Raw genomic sequence first — 19,565 nt, 5'->3', positions numbered from 1 at the left:
CATTTCTACCATGACAGACGCTCCCGGCGGCGTCCGACTCGACCGACGGACCGTACTCGCGAGCGGGGCTGCCCTGGCGGTCGGCCTGGCCGGCTGCAACGAGGAGGGCGGCGACCGCGCCGAGCCCGACGACCTGTCGTCGTACGTCCCCGCGAGCGCCGGCGCCGTCGTCCACGCCGACATGGCGCTGACCGAGAGCCGGGCGACCCGCGACCTCCTGGCCGCCCACGCCGGCGACGACGAGGACCTCGTCGCCGAGGTCGAACGGGAGACCGGCGTCGACCCCGAGGACGTCGACGAGGTGCTCGTCTTCTCCCAGGAACCGGGCGCCGAGCGGAAGACGCTGGTCGTCGCCGCCGACCTCGACGAGTCGGAGGCCCGCAGCGCCGCCGAGGAGCGCCGCGACGCCGACTACGAGGAAGTCGACCACGACAACGGGACGGTGTACAGCGCCGACGACCCGGAGGCCCCCTCCGTCGGCACCATCGCCGAGGGCCAGTACGTGGTCGGCGACGAGGCCGACGTCAAGACTGCCCTCGACGTCTTCGCAGGCGACGAGGACGGCCTCCAGGACCCACTCGAGGGGGCCTTCCAGAACGTCCGGGCCGAGCAGGGCGGCGGTGGTTCCGGGACCGAGGGGCAGAGCGGCGAGAACGGGACCGACAGCGGCAACGAGACCGGCGGTGGCGAGACCGGCGGCGACGCCCTCCAGCAGTACGTCGCCTCCGCCACCGACCGACCGCGGGGGTACCTGCCGGACGACGACAGCGAGCAGGTGCCGGCGGGGGTGTCGCTGGACCTCTACGAGGAACTCGAGACCGCGACCGCGACGTACGCCGCGGGCGCCGGGGAGGTCGCCATCGACGTCGACCTGCAGGCGCCCGACGAGGACACGGCGGGTAGTGTCCGGGACTTCACCGGCACCATCCTGGCGGTCCTCCGGAGCACCGCCGAGGACCAGGCGGTCCTGGAGGAGCTGGCGCGGGTCGCCGTCGAGCGCGACGGCTCGGTGGTGACGGTCGACTACCGGAGCGACGCCGAGGGCACCGCGACGCTGGCCGGCTGGCTCGGCCAGATGTGACGGCCCTGGCGCTCCTCAAGAAGGAGCTTCTCACCGTCCGCCGGAACCTCGGGCTGTTCGTCGTCCTCCTCGTGGTCGTCCCGGCGGCGCTGGCCGCCGGCACCGCCGCATATCAGCAGACCGTCCCCCAGGACGTCCCCGTCGCGGTCGCGCCGGCCGACGACGCGACCGCCGAGGAGGACCTCTCGCTGGTCCGCGGCGCCGTCCAGTTCTTCGCCGAGCCGGAGGCCTACGACGACCGCGAGGCCGCGACCCGCGCCCTTGAGCGCGAGGAGGTGTACATGGCGTTCCTCGTGCCGCCCGGCTTGACCGAGGCGGGCAACGAGGCGACGGTCACCGTCCTCTCCGACCGGACCAACGCGCCGCTGCAGGACCCCGCGGAACTCGCCCTCGAGATGCTGGCGACGCAGTTCGACGCGCTGGCGCCGGCCGACGTGACCTTCGAGATGGAGGGGTTCGGCACCGAGCGGTCGCTGTCGGCGTTCATGCTCCCGTCGGCGCTGTTCGCGCTCGTCGTCCTCTACGCGCTGGTGTACCTGCCCTACCAGGTCCGCGAGGAGCGGCGCGTCATGGACCGCCTCCGGACGGAGACCAGCCTGGAACTCGTCGTCGCGAGCAAGCTGCTGTTCTACGGCGCGCTGGTCGTCCTGCCGGCGGCGACGGTCTCCGCGGCCGGCCGGTACTTCGAGTACGGCTTCGGCGCGCTCGCCCCGGAGACGCTGCTCGTGCTCGCGCTGACCTTCCTGTACCTCGCAGCCGCCGGCCTCGCGGTCCTCTTCTTCATGCGCCTCCGGCAGGCCGCGGTGTTCGTCAACCTCGGGCTCGCCATCGGCGCGCTGGCGCTGTCCGGGCTGCTCTACCCGGTCGGGTTCTACTCCGAGGTCCGGAAGACCATCGCGCGCTCGCTGCCGACGCACTACTCGATCGTGACGCTCCGCGGGACGATGCTCCGGGACGCCCCCCTGTCGCTGTACGGCGACTACCTCGGGTGGCTCGCCGCCAGCGTCCTGGTCGCCCTGCTCTTGCTCGGCGTCTCGCTGCGGCACTACGAGCGGGGTGGCGTCCATGAGTGACCGGGCGGCGGGCGGCGGAAGCGCCTCCGACGAGTCCGACGCCGACGCCCGGGCCGGCTTCGTCGTCGACGGCGTCTCGAAGCGCTACGGCGACGTCACGGCGCTCGACGGCGTCGACCTCGCCGTCCGGCCCGGACAGGTCCACGGCCTCGTCGGTCCGAACGGTTCCGGGAAGACGACGCTGTTCCACCTGCTGTCCGGCCTCGCCCGGCCGTCGGCGGGGACCGTCCGCCGCCCCGACCCGGGGCGCGTCGGCGTCGGCTTCCAGCAGCCGCGGTTCTACCCCGACCTCACCGTCCGCGAGAACCTCTCGGTGTTCCGGTCGTTCGCCGCCGACCCGCCGCCGGCCGACTGGACGGCGACCCTGCTCGAGGCCCTCCGGCTGGAACCCGCCGCCCACCGGCCGGGTAGGGACCTCTCCGGCGGCTTCCGAACCAAGCTCGACCTCGCGCTCGCGATGCTGAAGCGCCCCGACTTCCTCCTGCTGGACGAGCCGCTCTCCGACGTCGACGACCACTCCCGGGCGCGGATCGTCTCGTTCCTCGGGGAGTACTGCACCGAGGACCGCAGCATCGTCGTCTCCACCCACAACGTCGAGTCCTTCGACGACGTGCTCGACCGGGTGACCGTGCTGGTGGACGGCGAGATCGAGTACGACGGGCCCGCGCAGGCCGACGCCCTCGACCGGTACCGGGACGTCCTCGAGGCCGATCCGGTCGAGCGGTAGTCGCCCTCTTCGTTACTCTCGGGTGCAGCAGTCAGACCGATCGGGAACTCGAAAATACGGAAAACGACGGAACGGTCGGCAGACTACCGGAAGCGGGCGATCAGTTCGGAGCCCTCGACGTAGGCGAACCCGTTGCGGTCCGCGTAGGCCCGCGCGGCCGCCGGCGGGAGCGCCTCGCCGCTCTCGTCGTCGAGCATCTCGCAGACGACGACGGCGGGGGCGACGTCGGCCGCGTCGGCCAGCGCGAGGCCGAGTTCGGTGTGGCCCTCGCGGTCCTCGAGGCCGCCGGGGGCGGCCCGGAGCAGGTGGACGTGGCCGGGCGCGCGGAACGCCTCGGCGAAGCCCTCGGCGTCGGGGGCGATGGCGTCGGCGGCGTCGTCGCCGGCGACGGTGGTCGCCTGGTCGATGGCGCCGGCGGCCGCCCCGAGCTTCGAGATGGTGAGCGCGCGGTCGTCGTCGGTGATGCCGGTGAAGGTGTCCCGGTGGTTGACCGTCAGCGAGAACGACGAGCGCTCGTCGTAGCCGAGGTCGTGGGACGCGCCGGCGGGGTGGTCGACGAGCTCCTGGGCGAACGGCAGCGCCCAGGTCTCACAGACCGTATCGGAGAGCGCGACGCAGACGAGGCCGCCGGCGTCGTTGCGCAGGCGGGCGACGTCCTCGGGCTCGACGGCGGCGGCGGGGTAGACGAGGTCGACCTCGCCCTCGCGGTCGGCGGCGTCGTGGATGAGGACCGGCTCGCCGGCGGCGAAGGCCGCGACGGCGGCGTCGACGCCGCGCCGGGACCGGGCGGTGTTACTGCTCTGAGACATGGATGGTGAGGTGGTCGCCGTCGTCGAGTGCCAGTTCGTCGCGGAGCTTCTCGGGGGCGATGATCTCCAGCTGGTCGTCGCCGTGGTGGGTCCGCTTCGGCGCGATGACGTGGGCGTCCGCGTATCGGTCGCCGTCGGCTCCGTTCCGTCGCCCCTCCGGGCCGACGTGCTCGACGGTGGCCGGCCAGCAGAACGCGGGCCCGTAGGTGCGGTCGTCGTCCTCCCAGCCGTCGATGCCGATGGGGTCGAGGGCGTCCATCCGGGCGCGGGCCCGGGCGCTCTCCTCGTCGAGTTCGACGTTCAGCGTCCCCGCGAAGGGCTCGTAGCCGAGGCGGTCGCGGAACTGCTCCATGTAGCCGGACAGCGAGATGTAGTGGCGGCCCTCGCCCATCCCGCTGGTGACGACGCCGGAGAGGGAGACGTCCGCGTCGCCCTCGAAGAGCCGGCGGTAGTCGGCGTACTCCCGCTGGAGGGCCCGTTCGCCCTCGCTCGTGACGGCGACCCGCTGGCCGTCGCCGGTCATCTCCCGCTCGAGGTGGCCGGCGTCCTCGAGCCGCTGGAGGCGCCGGGAGGCGGTCTGGTTGGAGGCGTCGAGCCGGTCGGCGAGCGCGGCGCAGGTCACCGTCGCCCGGCCCTCGAGCGCGCCGTCGAGGGCGACGAGCTTCAGCGTCGCCAGCTCGTCGTGGCCGACGCGCCCGGTTGACTGGGACATACCCGGTGGTACGCGGGACGCACCCTTAACCGTAACGGAACTGGCATGCGTAACAGAAGTGGAACGAGACGCGCACCGCGAACGGTTTACAGTGGTAACTCCCCGCGCCGCCGGTAAAAGTGTGCCGAGTCTGGCAACGTTTCACGGGGGTGCGCGGGTGGTAAGCACGGACAACCCGGAATCTAAGTGGAAATTACTTAATGGAATGACACGCGGGAGTGGTGGTATGTCAGACCGTGACGATATCACGCGACGGAGCATCATCCGCGCCGGGGCGGCCGGCGCGCTCGGCGCCGCGGGGCTCACCGGACAGGCGGCAGGACTGACGGACGTCACCGACACGCTCGACTCGACGACCGACGTCTCCATCGTCGAGCGGATTCCGCTGCTCGATGTCGACGACCAGGTTCAGACCGTCGCGCCGACGGCGTTCCCGGAGCGGGCGACCGGCATCCGCCCGGGTTCGCAGATCCTCGTCGAGCGCGACGGGACGGTCGGCGGTTGCTCGGCGAACTTCGTCTGGGAGGACGGCGACGGGACGAAGTACCTCGGCGCGGCCGGCCACTGCTTCCTCGGGGACGCGCCGGCAAGTTCCGAATACGCCCAGGGCGAGGGCGACGACGTCACCGACGTGACGGTGACGGTCTGCATCGACTGCACCTTCGGCGGGCTGACCGGGATGAACGTGGTCCAGGGCGAGGGCGTCGAACTCGGCGACGTCGTCTACGCCCGCCAGGAGGAACTCGGCGGCGGCGAGGGCGTCGGCCACGACTTCGGCCTCGTCGAGATACCGGCCGAGGCAGAGCACCTCGTCGACCCGTCGCTGCCGCAGTTCGGCGGCCCGACGGGCACCGTCGATGGCGTCGTCCCGGCCGGCGACCCGGTCGTCCAGTACGGCGCCGGCGTCGTCAACGGCGAGACGTACCTCACGCAGGGGAGCCGCGGGCTCTCCCTGGGCGCCGGTCCGAGCGAGGGGAGCTGGATCGCGGGCATCCGCGCGACGCCGGGGGACTCCGGGTCGGCGCTGTCCGCCGCGACCGACCTGACGTCCTACGAGGGCGGACCTTCGGCCGGCGTCCTGACCCACATCACGACGAACGGGACGGCGGGGACGACCATCGACCGCTGCAAGGATATGGTCTCCGAGGACGGTTTCTCCGACAACCTCCAGGTCGTGCTGCCCTAGGAACTGGCGTAGGGGTCGGCCTGCCAGAACTCGCTGCCGCCCTTGAGCTTCGGCACCCAGGTGTCCTCCTCTCGGGCCAGCAGCGCGACCCGCGACTCCTCGACGTCGCGGACGACGGGGTGGGTCGGCAGGTACTCCTGGACGGCCTCGGTGAACGCGACGACGTCCTCGTGGTCGGGCATGACGTCGCGGTCCAGGCGGTCCCGGGAGTTGCCGACGTGCATGTACGCCTTCATCTCGACGAAGTCGGCGTCGGCGCGGTCGAACATCGCGGCGTACCACTCGGGGTGGCGCATGTTGTACCCGTCCAGCAGCGTCGTCCGGAGCACCGTCCGGGTCTCCTCCTTCGCCGCGAGCACGTCGATGGTCTCGATCAGCCGGTCCCAGGCGTCGTCCTCGACGGCCTTGACGACCTCGCCGAATGTCTTCCGGTCGGGAGCGTCGACGCTGACGTACAGTTGCGTCGGGTCGCAGGCCTCGAGGACCTCCGGCCGGGTGCCGTTCGAGACGAGGAACGTCGTGATGCCGCGGTCGTGGAACGCCTCGATCAGCTCGGGGAGGTATGGGTACAGCGTCGGCTCGCCGTCCAGCGAGATGGCGACGTGGCGGGGCTCCATCGCCTCCTCGAAGACCTCCTCGGGGACGGCGTCGTTGCCGCCGAAGCCGGACAGCAGCTTCCGCTGGAGCTCGATGGAAGCGTCGGCGACGGCCTCGGGGTCGTCCCACTCCACGTCGCCGAGTTCGTAGGCGTGGCCGGCGTGGTCCCGCCAGCAGAAGACGCAGCGCTCGTTGCACTTGACGACGGGCGTCATCTGGATGCAGCGGTGCGACTGGATGCCGTAGAAGTGGTTCTTGTAGCAGCGGCCCTCGCCGCGGAGGGCGTTGGCGGTCCACCCGCAGGTCTGGGCGGCCGTGTGGTTCTCGCTGTGGTAGTCCGGGTCGCTGACCTGCTTGGGCATACTCGCCGTTACCGCCAGGGCGCCCTAAAGGCCGCGGTTCGACGGACCGCGGGGCTCCGTCCGCGCCGCCCGGCGTCGACGTCCCGTGGCGATTGTTCACTCACCCCGGCCTAATATTGTTTGAACACCTACTACGGTACGTTTTTCACCCGCTCGGCGGGACGAAAGGCCAATCAATGCTCAGAGGGATCGATGCGCGCGGCGCGGCCGACGACGAACCGACGATCATCAGGGTCGCCGACCGGGACCCGGTGGACGCGGAGGTCACCGTGTTCCTCGACGCGAACGCGTCGGGCGCGGCCGCGGACCGACAGGACGACGTGACCGCGGAGTTCGAACGGCTCGAGGCGGCCGGCGTGATCGACGCCCCGTCCGTCGTCACCTGGCAGGACGCCGACGTCGGCGCGCGATTCAACGAGTTCCGCGACGCCGTCGGCGGCGGTTCGCTGGATCCTTTCTTCGAGGAGCTGGCGGACGGGAACGCACTGGACGTCCCGCACGTCTGCATCGCGCTCCGTTCGGACGGTTCGCTGACCGGCCTCTACCCGCGGACGGCGGACGGCGACGAGCAGACCGTCGAGGACTGCCTCCGGGCGCTCCGGACCGGCGACCACGCGGAGAACGTCGAGTACGGCCCGGACCGCTCCGTGAAGTCCGTCGACGTCAGGGACGACGAGTCCGCGACCGCGGAGATCGAGCAGTCGAGCGACGCGGCGAAGGCCGACTGACGGCCGACCCTCCCCCGCTTTCCGGTCCGTCCCGGACCGCCGCCGTAACCCTCGCCGTCGCCCCGAACCCGTTATCCCTATACCCGCCGCTCGGGAAGAGGCGGTATGTTCCTCACCTTCCGCGAATCGGTCGAGGCGGCGCTTCGCGAGGCCCTCCAGGCCCGCGGGCTGCCGACCGACGACCTCGGCATCGAGGAGCCGCCGGAGGACGTCGACTCGGTGCTGGCCTCCAGCGTCGCCTTCCGGCTGGCCGGCGAACTCGAGTCGCCCCCGCCGCAGGTGGCCGTCGAGCTGGCCGGCGACGTCGACGTCTCCGACCACGACCTCGTCGACCGCGTCGAGCCGACCGGCCCCTACCTGAACTTCTTCCCCTCGGACGCCTACTTCCAGGGCGCCCTCGAGGCCGGCCAGGCCGACGACTACGGCGCCCTCGCGGACCGCGAGACATCCGTCGTCGTCGAGCACACCTCCGCGAACCCGACCGGCCCGGTCCACGTCGGGCGCGCGCGCAACCCCATCATCGGCGACGCCGTCGCCAACGTGCTCGACTACGCCGGCTACGACGTCGACCGCCACTACTACGTCAACGACGCCGGCCGGCAGATCGCCGTCTTCACGTGGGCCTACGAGACCTTCGACGAGTCCGACCTCCCGGAACCGGCCCGCGACCGCGCGGAGTACCGCATGGTCCGCTACTATCGCAAGGGCAACGAGTACCTCGAGGAGGCCGACCCCGACGACGTCGAGGACGCCGAGGCCGAGATCCAGGCCATCCTCCAGGGGCTCGAGGCGGGCGACGAGGAGGCCTACGAGCGCGTCGGCGAGGTCGTCGACACCGTCCTCGGCGGGATGCGGGAGTGTCTCGCCCGGCTGCCCGCCGAGTTCGACGAGTTCGTCAAGGAGACGCGGTTCATGCGCGACGGCTCGACCGACGACGTCGTCGACCGGCTCAAGGAGCTCGACCAGGCCGTCTACGAGGACGACGCCTGGCAGCTCGACTTCGACGACATCGACAAGAACCTCGTCTTCCTGCGGGCCGACGACACCTCCCTGTACACCACCCGCGACCTCGCCCACCACGAGTGGAAGTTCGACAACTACGACCGGGCCGTCACCGTCCTCGGCGAGGACCACAAGCTGCAGGCCGAACAGCTCCGCCGGACCCTCGAACTGCTCGACAACGACGCCGACCAGCTGGAGAACGTCATCTACTCGTACGTCAACCTCCCCGAGGGGAAGATGTCGACCCGCCGCGGCACCGGCGTCCAGCTCGACGACCTCCTCGACGAGGCCATCGACCGCGCGCGCGACGAGGTCGAAGAGCGCCTCGACGACCGCCTCCGCGACGACGACCTCGACGCCGACGACGTCGAGCGCATCGCCCGCCAGGTCGGCGTCGGCGCCGTCCGCTACGACATCGTCTCCAAGCAGCCCTCCAAGGGCATCACCTTCGAGTGGGAGCGGGCGCTGGACTTCGAGGCCCAGTCCGCGCCGTACGTCCAGTACGTCCACGCGCGCTGCTGTGGGATCCTCGGTGAAGCGGGCGACGTCGACCCCGACCCCGACGCCTCCGAACTCACCACCGACGCCGAGCGGGAACTGCTCCGCGTGCTCGCGCGGTTCCCCGGCGTCGTCGACGAGGCCGCCGCCGACCTCGAGCCCCACCAGGTCGCCACCTACACCCGCGAACTCGCTGACCGGTTCAACAGCTTCTACCGGGAGTGTCCGGTGCTGACCGCCGACGACGCGGCCACCCGCGCCGCGAGACTCTCGCTCGTCGCCGCCTCGAAGCACGCCGTCGCCAACGCCCTCGACGTCCTCGGGGTCGAGGCGCCCGACTCGATGTAGGTACCCCCAGTTTTTGCACGCTCCGCGGCAAAAACACGGGTGTAAATAGGCGCGCGCTACGGCGACTCGCTCCCTGGGGTCGCTCGCCGCCGGGGAACCGCTCGGTCGCTCCGCTCCCTCGCGGCTGCTCTCGCCGGAGATACCGCGGGACCGCCGCTCGGAACTACGGGGCGGCCGCCGTCAGGTCGCCGCCGACTGCCAGGATGGCCGCCGCCCCGAGTCCGAGGGCGAGCAGCAGGAAGATGGCGATCCACGACAGCGGGACGTTCGAGCTTGATTCCTGGTCCGACATTGCCATGTGCGAGGGTACGGGCAACGGCCCGATAGTCCTTGCTTTCTCGCCTGCGTTGAAAGGACGAAGTTTTACCGCACGGACCTGTAACCCCACCCAATGAGCGAACAGGAAGGGGACCCGTCCGAAAAACAGAAATACGAGTTCAAGAAGGTCATCGAGGAGCTCGACGACTACTCGGGCTCGGGGACCCAGCTCGTCTCCATCTACGTCCCGGAGGACCGGCTCATCAGCGACGTCGTCCAGCACGTCACCCAGGAGCACAGCGAGGCGTCGAACATCAAGTCCAAGCAGACGCGGACCGCGGTCCAGGACGCCCTCAAGAGCATCAAGGACCGCCTGAAGTACTACGACGTCCACCCGCCGGAGAACGGGATGGTGCTGTTCTCCGGGGCCGTCGACGCCGGCGGCGGCCAGACCGACATGGTCACCGAGGTCCTCGAGTCGCCGCCCGAACCCATCCAGTCGTTCCGCTACCACTGCGACTCCCACTTCCTGACCGAGCCCCTCCAGGAGATGATGGGCGACAAGGGCCTCTACGGCCTGATCGTCCTCGACCGGCGGGAGGCCAACGTCGGCTGGCTGAAGGGCAAGCGCGTCGAACCCGTCAAGTCGGCCTCCTCGCTCGTCCCCGGCAAGCAGCGGAAGGGCGGCCAGTCCGCACAGCGGTTCGCCCGCCTCCGGCTCGAGGCCATCGACAACTTCTACCAGGAGGTCGCCGAGATGGCCGACGACCTCTTCGTCCCGCGCCGCCACGAGATCGACGGCATCCTCGTCGGCGGCCCCTCGCCGACCAAGGACGAGTTCCTCGACGGCGACTACCTCCACCACGAGCTGCAGGACCACGTCCTCGGGAAGTTCGACGTCTCCTACACCGACGAGTCCGGCCTCTACGACCTCGTCGACGCCGCCGAGGACGTCCTCGCCGAGACGGAGGTGATGAAGGACAAGTCCGAGATGGAGGAGTTCTTCGAGCAGCTCCACGACGGCCAGAAGGCCACCTACGGCTTCGACGCCACCCGGCGGAACCTCATGATGGGGTCGGTCGACCGGCTGCTCATCTCCGAGGACCTCCGGAAGGACGTCGTCACCTACGACTGCGGCGGCCGCGAGGAGTTCGAACTCGTCGACCGCCGGGCCGAGACGCCGAGTCACACCTGCGAGGACGGCGGCGAGGGCGAGGTCGAGGAACGGGAGGACGCCATCGACCACCTCATGGAGATCGCCGAACAGCGCGGCACCGAGGTGAAGTTCATCTCGACGGACTTCGAGAAGGGCGAACAGCTGCTGACGGCCTTCGGCGGCATCGCCGGCATCCTGCGGTACTCCACCGGCGTCTGATCGCGCCGGCCGCGACGGACGACGCTATCTCTCTTCCCCGCTCACTCGAACAGCTGTTCGACCTGGTGGCGCCGGCGCTCGAGGTCGAAGACCGGGTCGACGCCGCCCTGGACCTGCAGTCGGTCGAGGACGAGCAGCGGGTCGGTGCCGGCCTCGGCGACGGCATCGAGCAGCGCCTCGATGTCGCTGCGGTTGAGCGCCAGCGAGTCGAGCAGTCCGACGGCCAGCGCCAGCGGCACGGCCGCCTCGCCGGTCGGGAAGGCGTCGCTGATGCGGTCGAACCGCGGGTCGGCCGGCGCCGCGTCGGCCGCCGAGAGCGTGAGGCACTCCGGACAGAGCGCGGCGTGGGCCGACGACTCCGGGGCGTGCTCGCGGTACCGCTCCGGGACGTCGAAGGCCACCATCGGGGCCTGGCAGTTGGGACAGTCCATACGGGGACCAGCGGAGGCGCCCGGAAAGGACGACCGGTTCGTCGGGGGCCGTCAGGCACCCAGGGATAAGGCGGTCGCCCGCGGAACGGTCGCTCGGACATCGAGACGAGACGAGAACGGGTGGCGCGGCGAGAACGAGCGGCGTCGGCGGTCGGTCGCGGTCAGTCGTCGGCGGGGATCGGCTCGGCCTCGGTCGCCCGCTCGGCCTCCTCTTCGGCCTCGTCCTCCTCCTTCTTCGCCTTGATCTTCTTCATGCGGAAGATCTCCTCGCGTTCCTGCTCCTCGAGCTTCTGCTCGATGTACTCCTGGGCGCCCTTCAGTTCGGGGAGGAGCTTGAACTCCAGGGCGTTGACCCGGCGCTTGGTCTTCTCGATCTCGTCGAGCATCTTCTTCATCGCCGTCTCGACCTCGGCGGCGAGGATGACGTTCTCCAGCAGCTCCTCGTAGGCGTCGGCGGCCTCGTCGATGCGCGCGGAGGTGCCGACGAGCCCGTAGCCGCGCTGGTCGAGGGACTTCTGGACCTTCGTCGACTCGATCTGCGGGACGACGACGCCCATGATGTTCTTCGACTGCGTGGTGATCTCGGGGTGCTCCTTCAGCGCGGCCGCGGCGCCGCGGACCGCGACGTCGCCCTCCATCGCCCGCGCCATGTTGATGTTCCGCTGGGCGCGCTCGTAGCTGTCGTCGAGGTCCGACCGGACGTCCTGGGCCTGGTCGAGGATGTCCATGAACTCCATGATGAGGCCGTCGCGCTTCTTCTCGAGGGTGTCGTGGCCCCGCTCGGAGAGCTCGATGCGGTCCTCGATCGCCATGAGGTTCTTCCGCGTCGGTTTGACGTCCTTGCTCATTCTTGTGGAGGCCTTGAGTCCCCACCGGGTTAATCCTTTTCAGTCGAGACGGCCGAACACGCCGGCTCCCGGTCGCCCTGGCCTCCAGTCGGTCCGGCTACCCGGGCCTCCCCGTCACCCGGCTGCGGTCGCCGACGGGGAGCACTTTTGCTCCACGAGCGGGGTGACCGAGAGGGCGGGCGGGTCCTCGGCCGGCGCGTCGTACTGCGCCACCCGGTAGACGGTCACCCGCCGGACGTCGTCGCCGTGGACCTCGGTCGCGCGCTCGCAGGTCCACTCGGCGTACCGCTCGTCGAGGGGGTCGTCCTCGTCGGCCGCGGCGGCGTCGACCGAACTCATGAACTTCCGGTGGCGGAACGAGTCGTACGTCGCCGCGACGTCCGGCGGGCGGTCGACGGTCGCGTTCCCCTCGCCGAGGGCGTCGGCGGTCCCGCCGTCGCCCAGTTCCGCCTCGTGGACGTACCAGCTGTAGCCCGTCGAGGGGTCGGGCGCGTACAGGCCCCACCGCTGCTCGTTCGGCGCCTGCGACTCGACGGCGTCGGGGAGGTCGACGCCGGTTGCGTGGCTCGCGCTGAACAGGACGATCCACAGCAGGACCAGCACCCCGATGACGGTCAGCAGCGACCGGGCGTAGTCGACGGCGTAGGCGGCCGCCCGCTCGTGGCCGCGTCGCCGGAACTCCCCGAGGACGCGACGCTCCAGCGGCGGTCCCGCGAGGGCCCCGAGCGACGCCGCGGTGGGTCGTCGCTCGGCGAGATACTCGGCGAGTCGGTCGGGGACGAGTCGGCCCGCGGTCTCCCAGAACGGCGCCGTCAGGAACGGCAGCACCGACGCCGCCAGCACCAGCGGGAACAGCCCCACGCCCATCGTCGCCGCCATCCCCGCGAACGCGCCGAGGTACGCGAACACGGCGAGCGCCCGGAGCCGACCGTCGGTCCCCAGCAGGAAGAGCGCCGAGCCCGCCAGGAGGACGACCCACGCCCAGTTCAGCGTCGTGAGCAGTGCGGGGTACTCGCCGAGGTGGTTTCCGAGCCCGATGGTCATCGCGTCGTTGGCGAACGCGACGGTCAGGGCCTCGCCGGCGTACCACGTCTCGCCCTGCGCCTTCAGCAGCGCGTTCGAGGTGAACACGGCGACGGGCTGGACGAGCAGCGCGACGGTCGTGGCGCCGACGACCGTCCGGCGGGCCGTCCCGCGCCGGAGCGCGTCGACGGACCACCGCTCGCCCAGCGGCGCCAGGAGCGCGATGAACAGCAGGACCCGGAGCAGCCGGTCGCCGCCGTTCAGCACCGCCGGGTTCCGCAGTTGCACCGAGAACAGCAGCAGCAGGGAGGCCGCCCCGACGAGCCGCGTCCGGTAGCCGACGACGAACAGGAGCGCGAACAGTCCGGCGACGGCGAAGAGCAGCCACTGGAACCACGCCGCCCCCGACAGCGCGTGGAGCGAGAACTCCCCGCCAGTACCCGACGCCGTCATGACGGCCCGCGGGTAGACGCCGGCGTCCGTGTAGAACAGCTCCAGGTACCGGGCGCGGGTGAGCAGGTCGACCAGCAGGGCGACGCCCAGGGTGATCCGGAGCGCCGCCAGCGCCCGGGCGTCGACCGCGAACCGCGACTGGACCCGCCGCCGGAGCGCCGCCAGCGCCGTGTCCGCCCGATGGCGCCGCTCGTCGCCGTCGACCGTCCCACCCTGCGTCGGCGTCCGTTCCATGATTCGAGTTCCCTCCCGGCTGCCCGGCGTCGACCGCGGGACCGCAGGCTGCGGCGCCGCAGTCGACCGCGGAGGGCGTCCGGACAGCTTGGAGGGCTGTTGCTATCTCTCTTCAGGGGTCCGAAATAAGCCTTGTGTCGCCGACGCCGTGCGATATCGCCGCGGAGGGCGCCGGATGCGTCTCTCCGGGATGGCGCACGAGAGAAAGTAGACTGGCCGCGTACCGCGGACGACCGGTCAGTCGTCGGCCGTGACGGCTTCTTGCTCGTCGCCGACGTAGTACTCCTCGATGAGCTCCTCGTCGATCCGGTTGAGCTCCTCCTGGGGGAGGTCGCTCAGGAGCTTCCAGCCGAGGTCGAGGGTCTCCGCGACGTCGCGGTTGGTGTCGTACCCCTGCTGGACGAACTCCTCCTCGAAGCGGTCCGCGAAGTCGAGGTACTTGTTGTCGCGCTCGGAGAGGGCCTCGCGGCCGACGATGTTCACGAGGTCGCGGAGGTCCTCACCCTCCGCGTACGCCGCGTACAGCTGGTCGGAGACGTCGGCGTGGTCCTCGCGGGTGTAGCCCTCGCCGATCCCGTCGTCCATCAGCCGCGAGAGGCTCGGCAGGACGTTGATCGGGGGCTCGATGCCCTGGCTGTTGAGGTCCCGGTCGATGTAGATCTGGCCCTCGGTGATGTAGCCGGTGAGGTCCGGAATCGGGTGGGTGTCGTCGTCGCCCGGCATCGTGAGGATCGGGATCTGGGTGACCGACCCCTCGCGACCCTCGATCCGGCCGGCGCGCTCGTAGAGCTGCGCCAGGTCGGTGTACATGTACCCGGGGTAGCCCCGGCGACCCGGGACCTCCTCGCGGGCGGCGCCGATCTCCCGGAGCGCTTCGCAGTAGTTCGTCATGTCCGTCAGGATGACGAGGACGTGGTAGTCCTGCTCGAAGGCGAGGTACTCGGCGGTCGTGAGGGCCATCCGCGGGGTGACCGTCCGCTCGACGGCGGGGTCGTCCGCGAGGTTCATGAAGACGACCGACCGCTCCAGCGCGCCGGTGCGCTCGAAGTCGTCCATGAACTCGTTGGCCTCCTCGGCCGTGATGCCCATCGCGCCGAAGATGACGGCGAACTCGGACTCCTCGCCCTCGGCCTCCTCCTCGGGGACGGACGCCTGGCGGGCGATCTGGAGTGCGAGTTCGTTGTGCGGCAGCCCCGACCCCGAGAAGATCGGGAGCTTCTGGCCGCGGATGAGGGTGTTCATCCCGTCGATGGCGGAGACGCCGGTCTGGATGAACTCCTCGGGGTACTCCCGGGCCGTCGGGTTGATCGCCGCGCCGACGATCGGGCGCTCCTCGTCGGGTTCGATCTCGGGGCCGCCGTCGATCGGTTCGCCCGAGCCCGACAGGACCCGACCGAGCAGTTCCTCGGTCAGCGGCATCTGCAGGGTCTCGCCGAGGAACCGCACCGACGAGTTGCGGTCGATGCCGGAGGTCCCCTCGAAGACCTGGATGGCCACGTACTCCGAGGTGGACTCGAGGATCTGTCCGCGCCTGGTCTCGCCGTCCGGCGTCTCGATCTCGACCATCTCGTCGTAGCCGACGGGCTCGTCGATCTCGGCGAACACCAGCGGGCCGCTGATCTCCGTTATCGTCTTGTATTCTTTCTGCATGGTCAGTATCGCTCCCGGAGCTGGTCGCTGATGTCCTCTTTCAGCTCCTCGATGTACTCCTCGTAGTTCTCCTGGGTGTTCATCCGGTTCAGCCGCGGCAGCGCCTCGATGTCGATGATCTCCTCGACGGGGACGCCCGCCTCCAGCGCCTCGAAGGCCTCGTCGTTGAAGTGCTGGATGGCCGTCAGCATCAGGTAGGTCTTCTCGGGGTCGCAGTACGTGTCCACGTCGTGGAACGCGTTCTGCTGGAGCCACCCCTCCCGGATGTACCGGGCGACCTCGAGGGTCAGCTGCTGGTCCGGTGGCAGGGCGTCCTTCCCGACGAGCTGGACGATCTCCTGCAGTTCGCCCTCCTCGTCGAGGACGTCGACGGCCCACTGCCGGACCTCGGGGTACTCTTCGCTGACGTTCTCGCGCCACCAGGGGTCGAGCTGCTCGGTGTACAGCGAGTACGACTCGTTCCAGTTGATCGACGGGAAGTGCCGGCGCTCCGCCAGGTCGGCGTCGAGCGCCCAGAAGCACTTCACGATGCGCAGCGTGTTCTGGGTGACCGGCTCCGAGAAGTCACCGCCCGGCGGCGAGACGGCCCCGATGACCGAGATGGAGCCCTCGCTGCCGTTCATGTTCTGGAACTTGCCGGCTCGCTCGTAGAATTCCGAGAGGCGCGCGGCCAGGTAGGCCGGGTAGCCCTCCTCGCCGGGCATCTCCTCGAGCCGCGAGGAGATCTCGCGCATGGCCTCCGCCCACCGCGAGGTGGAGTCGGCCATCAGCGCGACGTCGTAGCCCATGTCGCGGTAGTACTCGGCGATGGTGATTCCGGTGTACACGCAGGACTCGCGGGCCGCGACCGGCATGTTGGACGTGTTCGCGATGAGGCACGTCCGGCTCATCAGCGGCTTGCCGGTCTTCGGGTCCTCCAGCTCGGGGAAGTCCTCGATGACCTCCGTCATCTCGTTGCCGCGCTCGCCGCAGCCGACGTAGACGACGATGTCCGCGTCGGCCCACTTCGCGAGCTGGTGTTGGGTGACGGTCTTCCCGGAGCCGAACGGACCCGGGATGGCGGCGGTCCCGCCCTTCGCGATGGGGAAGAGGCCGTCGAGGATGCGCTGCCCCGAGATCAGCGGCGTCGTCGGGGTCTCCTTCTCGACGGTCGGCCGGGGTTCCCGGACCGGCCACTCCTGGCGCATCGCGATCTCCTCGCCGGTCTCGAGTTCGACGACCGTCTCGTCGACGGTGAAGTTACCAGCCTCGACGCTGGTCACCTCGCCGCCCTCGTAGCCCGGCGGCACCAGGACCTTGTGGTCGATGCTCTCTGTCTCGGGGACGATACCGACGACGTCGCCGGAGGACACCTCGTCGCCCTCGGAGACCTCGGGGTTGAACTCCCAGGTCTTCTCGAGGTCGATGCCGGGCGCGTCGACCCCGCGGTCGAGGAAGGCGCCCATCTTCTCTTCGAGGACGTCCAGCGGACGCTGGACGCCGTCGTAGATACTGTCCAGCATGCCGGGGCCGAGGTCGACGGACAGCGGTTCGCCCGTGTTCTCGACCGGTTCGCCGGGGGCGACGTCGGAGGTCTCCTCGTACACCTGGATGGTGGTGAGGTTACCCTCGATCTCGATGACCTCGCCCATCAGCCCCTCGTCGCCGACGTAGACGACGTCGTTCATGCGGGCGTCGAGGTCCGTCGCGGTCACGACAGGACCGCTGACGCTCTCGATGACGCCCTCACTCGTGGTCTCTGTGTCTGTTGCTTGACTCATGGTTACTCGTCCATCAGGTCGATGCCGATGGCGCGTTTGATCTGCTCGCGGAGGTTGCCCGAACCGGTGCCGCCACCAAGCGTGACGACGACCGGTTCGACGCTCGTTTCGACGCGCTGTCGGACGGTGCGGGAGAGGTCCTCGACGTCGTCGTCGTGCATCACGACGATGCCGACCCCCTCGTCGTCGAGGACGGTCTCGACGGCGTCGTCGAGCCGTTCGTCCTTCTCGACGTCCGGGACGTTCTCGAACCGGCGGACGCCGGCGAGACGGAAGCCGGTCGTGAAGTCCGGACTGCCGACGACGGCGATCTCCTGGCTCATGTTATCACCAGCTCCTCTTCGATCTCCTCGACGGAGAGTCCTGCCTCGCGACCGCGGGCGATGGCCCGGACGTTCTCGATCTCGCGTTCCTTCGCGAGGATGTACGCGAGCACCGGGCACACCGACAGCGGGTAGCGGTTCGACAGCTTCCGGGAGTACTCAAGCAGCGCCGCGTCGAGGGCGTGCTCGAAGCCGATCAGGCTCTCGGCACCCTCGAGGTCCTCCAGTGCGACCGCGAGGTCGTCGCCGTAGGTGCTCTCCCGGATGCGGGCGACGAGTTCGTCCGTGCTCGAGGCGAGTTGCCGTAGTTCCTCGGCACGGAAGAGTCGACCGCCCTCGATGAAGTACGCCGCCGGGTCGATGTCGGCGCCGCTGCGGGCGATCCGCAGGGCGTTCCTGACGTTCCGGAAGTCGATCTCTGCCTGGAGGAACTCCCGGTACAGCGCGGTCGGCGTGTCGGGCTCGGGGGTCCCGACCTCGTCCATCAGGTGCGCGTAGAACGCGCGGTCGACCGCGTTCTCCAGCGGCACCAGGACGCCCTGGTTCTCGAAGTCCGCGTAGGCGTCCTCGAGCGGCCCGCCGAAGATGGTGTTCTCCAGGAGGTCGACGACCTCCTCGATGCTGCCGGCCTCGACGAGGCGGTCGAGCAGCCGGTCGGAGAACTCGCCCGTCCGGATGAGGTCGTCGCCGATGTCGTCGCGGTCGGCGTCGGTGTAGACGCCGCGGATGACCGTCTTGACGTTCCAGGCGTCGAACTTCCGGAGGTAGTTGGCGATGTAGCCGTACAGCGGCCCCGTGGAGTACGTCAGCAGGTCGTCGAAGTGCTTCGCGAGGTTCTGGTTGAGCGCGTACTCGACGAGGTCGACCCCGGAGTGTCGCGCGCCCAGCTCGTTCATCTCGCTCTCGTACTCCGTCTCCTCCATGAAGCGTGCGATCTCGCCCGGCCCCATCCGGACCAGCTTGCGGTAGTCGTCCTCGTCGAACAGCTTCGCCCGCCGCGAGCGCACTCGCGCCGTGACGTATTCGTAGTTCGAACTCCCTTCGGTCCTGACGTTCATTCTTCGAAGAGGCGCGCGCTGATCTCGCGCAGGTTGTCCTCCCAGACGTCCTCGAGGACGGAGTCGAACGTGTTGTTCACCCGGACGCGGGACTCGTCGGACTCGACGACGACGCCGCCGAGGCAGTCGACGGGCTCGCCGACCTCGTAGCCGTCGTACTCGTCGACGAGCGACTCCAGGAGCTCCTGGTCGTCGGCGGCGCCGTGGACGCGGACCGACTCGGCGTCCTCGAACTCCTCGACGGCGGCGTCGAGGAGCGACCGGGTCAGCTCCTCGCGCTCGTCGCCGGAGAGGCCGGCGATCTGTGCTTCGACGTCGTCTCGGACGTCCTCGAGCACCTCGCGGCGTGCCTCGAGGCGCTGCTGCTTGGCCTCGAGCTTCGCGCTGGAGAGCTTCTGCTCGCGCTCCTGTTCGATCGTCCGCTGGACCTCGCGCTCGGCCTCGGACCTGATGTCCTCGGCGTCGCGCTCGGCCTCGGAGACGATCTCCTCGTAGCGCTCCTCGCCCTCGGAGCGAATCTCCTCCGCACGCGCGCGGGCTTCTTCTCGGATGTCCTCTACGACCGTATCAAGGCTCATTGTTTGAAAAGTTGGGTGCGGTTTAGACGACGAAGACGACGACCAGCGCCAGGATCACGAGCGTCTCCGGCAGGACCGTGAGGATCAGGCCCCGACCGAAGAGGTCCTCGTTCTCCGCGATGGCGCCCATCGCCGCCGCACCGATGCCGCGCTCCGCGATACCGGCGCCGAGTGCGGCGAGACCGACCGCCAGTGCCGCAGCGCCCGACGATTCGAGGGCCGGACCGCCCTGTCCGCCCGACTGTTGGAGTACCAGTGCAACACTGCTCACGACATCAGCAAATTCCATCATGTTTATTAGTCCTCTGTAGCGGTTACTCGCTTCCGAACAGACGGATATGTTTCCACTGGCTTCATAAAACTTCCCAAACACCGCCGAGAGCGGCCTGATTCCCCGTATGCGAACACTCCGCACTCGCCGCTAGGGATGCTCGAACACCGCCCGTGGAGA

20 protein-coding genes are annotated in these 19,565 nt (G+C 69.7%); 7 read left to right on the top strand and 13 right to left on the bottom strand.

Annotated elements, in window-relative coordinates; translation table 11 throughout:
- Positions 1-10: 10 nt before the first annotated feature.
- From HWV07_RS07550 to HWV07_RS07540, 3 genes are read left to right on the top strand one after another with little or no spacing between them, the layout of a single operon-like run.
- Positions 11-1,081 carry a hypothetical protein gene (locus tag HWV07_RS07550; protein ID WP_178333711.1) on the top strand — a complete coding sequence of 357 codons (1,071 nt, stop codon included), beginning with the start codon at positions 11-13 and terminating at the stop codon, positions 1,079-1,081.
- On the top strand, positions 1,078-2,154 hold the full coding sequence (locus HWV07_RS07545) for an ABC transporter permease (RefSeq protein ID WP_178333710.1): 1,077 nt from the start codon (positions 1,078-1,080) through the stop codon (positions 2,152-2,154). Before HWV07_RS07550 ends, HWV07_RS07545 begins: the two co-directional genes overlap by 4 nt.
- The gene (locus HWV07_RS07540) at positions 2,147-2,881 is read left to right on the top strand and encodes an ABC transporter ATP-binding protein (RefSeq protein WP_178333709.1); all 735 of its coding nucleotides are present in this window, start codon (positions 2,147-2,149) and stop codon (positions 2,879-2,881) included. The genes HWV07_RS07545 and HWV07_RS07540 overlap by 8 nt, the downstream gene beginning before the upstream one ends.
- Positions 2,882-2,964: 83 nt before the next feature.
- Here the strand turns inward: HWV07_RS07540 and ribB are convergent, their stop codons facing one another.
- The gene (gene ribB / locus HWV07_RS07535) at positions 2,965-3,690 is read right to left on the bottom strand and encodes a 3,4-dihydroxy-2-butanone-4-phosphate synthase (protein WP_178333708.1); all 726 of its coding nucleotides are present in this window, start codon (positions 3,688-3,690) and stop codon (positions 2,965-2,967) included.
- The gene (locus HWV07_RS07530; RefSeq protein WP_178333707.1) at positions 3,674-4,402 is read right to left on the bottom strand and encodes a DUF120 domain-containing protein; all 729 of its coding nucleotides are present in this window, start codon (positions 4,400-4,402) and stop codon (positions 3,674-3,676) included. The genes ribB and HWV07_RS07530 overlap by 17 nt, the downstream gene beginning before the upstream one ends.
- Positions 4,403-4,628: 226 nt before the next feature.
- On the opposite strand from HWV07_RS07530, the gene HWV07_RS07525 reads away from it, so the two are divergent.
- Positions 4,629-5,588: a hypothetical protein gene (locus HWV07_RS07525; protein WP_178333706.1), complete on the top strand. Its 960-nt coding sequence runs from the start codon at positions 4,629-4,631 to the stop codon at positions 5,586-5,588.
- Here HWV07_RS07525 and twy1 read toward each other — a convergent pair.
- On the bottom strand, positions 5,585-6,547 hold the full coding sequence (gene twy1, locus HWV07_RS07520) for a 4-demethylwyosine synthase TYW1 (RefSeq protein ID WP_178333705.1): 963 nt from the start codon (positions 6,545-6,547) through the stop codon (positions 5,585-5,587). The two genes, HWV07_RS07525 and twy1, sit on opposite strands and share 4 nt — an antisense overlap.
- Before the next feature lie 176 nt (positions 6,548-6,723).
- On the opposite strand from twy1, the gene HWV07_RS07515 reads away from it, so the two are divergent.
- Positions 6,724-7,275, top strand: coding sequence for an HTH domain-containing protein (locus tag HWV07_RS07515; RefSeq protein ID WP_178333704.1), 552 nt, complete (start codon positions 6,724-6,726; stop codon positions 7,273-7,275).
- A 105-nt stretch (positions 7,276-7,380) separates the two neighbouring features.
- Entirely contained in the window at positions 7,381-9,123 is a 1,743-nt protein-coding gene (argS, locus tag HWV07_RS07510; protein WP_178333703.1) for an arginine--tRNA ligase, read from the top strand.
- 163 nt (positions 9,124-9,286) lie between these two features.
- Here argS and HWV07_RS19905 read toward each other — a convergent pair whose 3' ends face one another.
- Positions 9,287-9,421, bottom strand: a complete 135-nt coding sequence (locus tag HWV07_RS19905; protein ID WP_281362334.1) for a hypothetical protein — start codon at positions 9,419-9,421, stop codon at positions 9,287-9,289.
- A gap of 93 nt (positions 9,422-9,514) precedes the next feature.
- Between HWV07_RS19905 and prf1 the strand changes: the two genes are divergently transcribed.
- Positions 9,515-10,756 carry a peptide chain release factor aRF-1 gene (gene prf1 / locus HWV07_RS07505; RefSeq protein ID WP_178333702.1) on the top strand — a complete coding sequence of 414 codons (1,242 nt, stop codon included), beginning with the start codon at positions 9,515-9,517 and terminating at the stop codon, positions 10,754-10,756.
- 41 nt (positions 10,757-10,797) lie between these two features.
- Here prf1 and HWV07_RS07500 read toward each other — a convergent pair whose 3' ends face one another.
- From HWV07_RS07500 to HWV07_RS07460, 9 genes are all read right to left on the bottom strand, one after another.
- Positions 10,798-11,187 carry a DUF6276 family protein gene (locus HWV07_RS07500; protein ID WP_178333701.1) on the bottom strand — a complete coding sequence of 130 codons (390 nt, stop codon included), beginning with the start codon at positions 11,185-11,187 and terminating at the stop codon, positions 10,798-10,800.
- A 161-nt stretch (positions 11,188-11,348) separates the two neighbouring features.
- On the bottom strand, positions 11,349-12,035 hold the full coding sequence (locus tag HWV07_RS07495) for a V-type ATP synthase subunit D (protein WP_178333700.1): 687 nt from the start codon (positions 12,033-12,035) through the stop codon (positions 11,349-11,351).
- Between the two features lie 114 nt (positions 12,036-12,149).
- Positions 12,150-13,745 (bottom strand): HTTM domain-containing protein, encoded by a 1,596-nt coding sequence (locus HWV07_RS07490; protein ID WP_178333699.1) that lies wholly within the window; start codon positions 13,743-13,745, stop codon positions 12,150-12,152.
- A gap of 237 nt (positions 13,746-13,982) precedes the next feature.
- On the bottom strand, positions 13,983-15,395 hold the full coding sequence (locus HWV07_RS07485; RefSeq protein WP_178333698.1) for an ATP synthase subunit B: 1,413 nt from the start codon (positions 15,393-15,395) through the stop codon (positions 13,983-13,985).
- A gap of 2 nt (positions 15,396-15,397) precedes the next feature.
- The gene (locus HWV07_RS07480; RefSeq protein WP_178333697.1) at positions 15,398-17,155 is read right to left on the bottom strand and encodes an ATP synthase subunit A; all 1,758 of its coding nucleotides are present in this window, start codon (positions 17,153-17,155) and stop codon (positions 15,398-15,400) included.
- A gap of 2 nt (positions 17,156-17,157) precedes the next feature.
- Positions 17,158-17,478 (bottom strand): V-type ATP synthase subunit F, encoded by a 321-nt coding sequence (locus tag HWV07_RS07475; RefSeq protein ID WP_178333696.1) that lies wholly within the window; start codon positions 17,476-17,478, stop codon positions 17,158-17,160.
- Positions 17,475-18,536: a V-type ATP synthase subunit C gene (locus HWV07_RS07470; protein WP_178333695.1), complete on the bottom strand. Its 1,062-nt coding sequence runs from the start codon at positions 18,534-18,536 to the stop codon at positions 17,475-17,477. The genes HWV07_RS07475 and HWV07_RS07470 overlap by 4 nt, the downstream gene beginning before the upstream one ends.
- Positions 18,533-19,114, bottom strand: coding sequence for a V-type ATP synthase subunit E (locus tag HWV07_RS07465; RefSeq protein WP_178333694.1), 582 nt, complete (start codon positions 19,112-19,114; stop codon positions 18,533-18,535). Before HWV07_RS07465 ends, HWV07_RS07470 begins: the two co-directional genes overlap by 4 nt.
- A 22-nt stretch (positions 19,115-19,136) precedes the next feature.
- Positions 19,137-19,406 (bottom strand): F0F1 ATP synthase subunit C, encoded by a 270-nt coding sequence (locus HWV07_RS07460; RefSeq protein WP_178333693.1) that lies wholly within the window; start codon positions 19,404-19,406, stop codon positions 19,137-19,139.
- Positions 19,407-19,565: the final 159 nt, after the last annotated feature.

Origin of the sequence: Natronomonas salina, assembly GCF_013391105.1 — an archaeon.
Classification (GTDB): domain Archaea; phylum Halobacteriota; class Halobacteria; order Halobacteriales; family Haloarculaceae; genus Natronomonas; species Natronomonas salina.
This window is presented reverse-complemented; position numbering and strand designations above follow the sequence as displayed.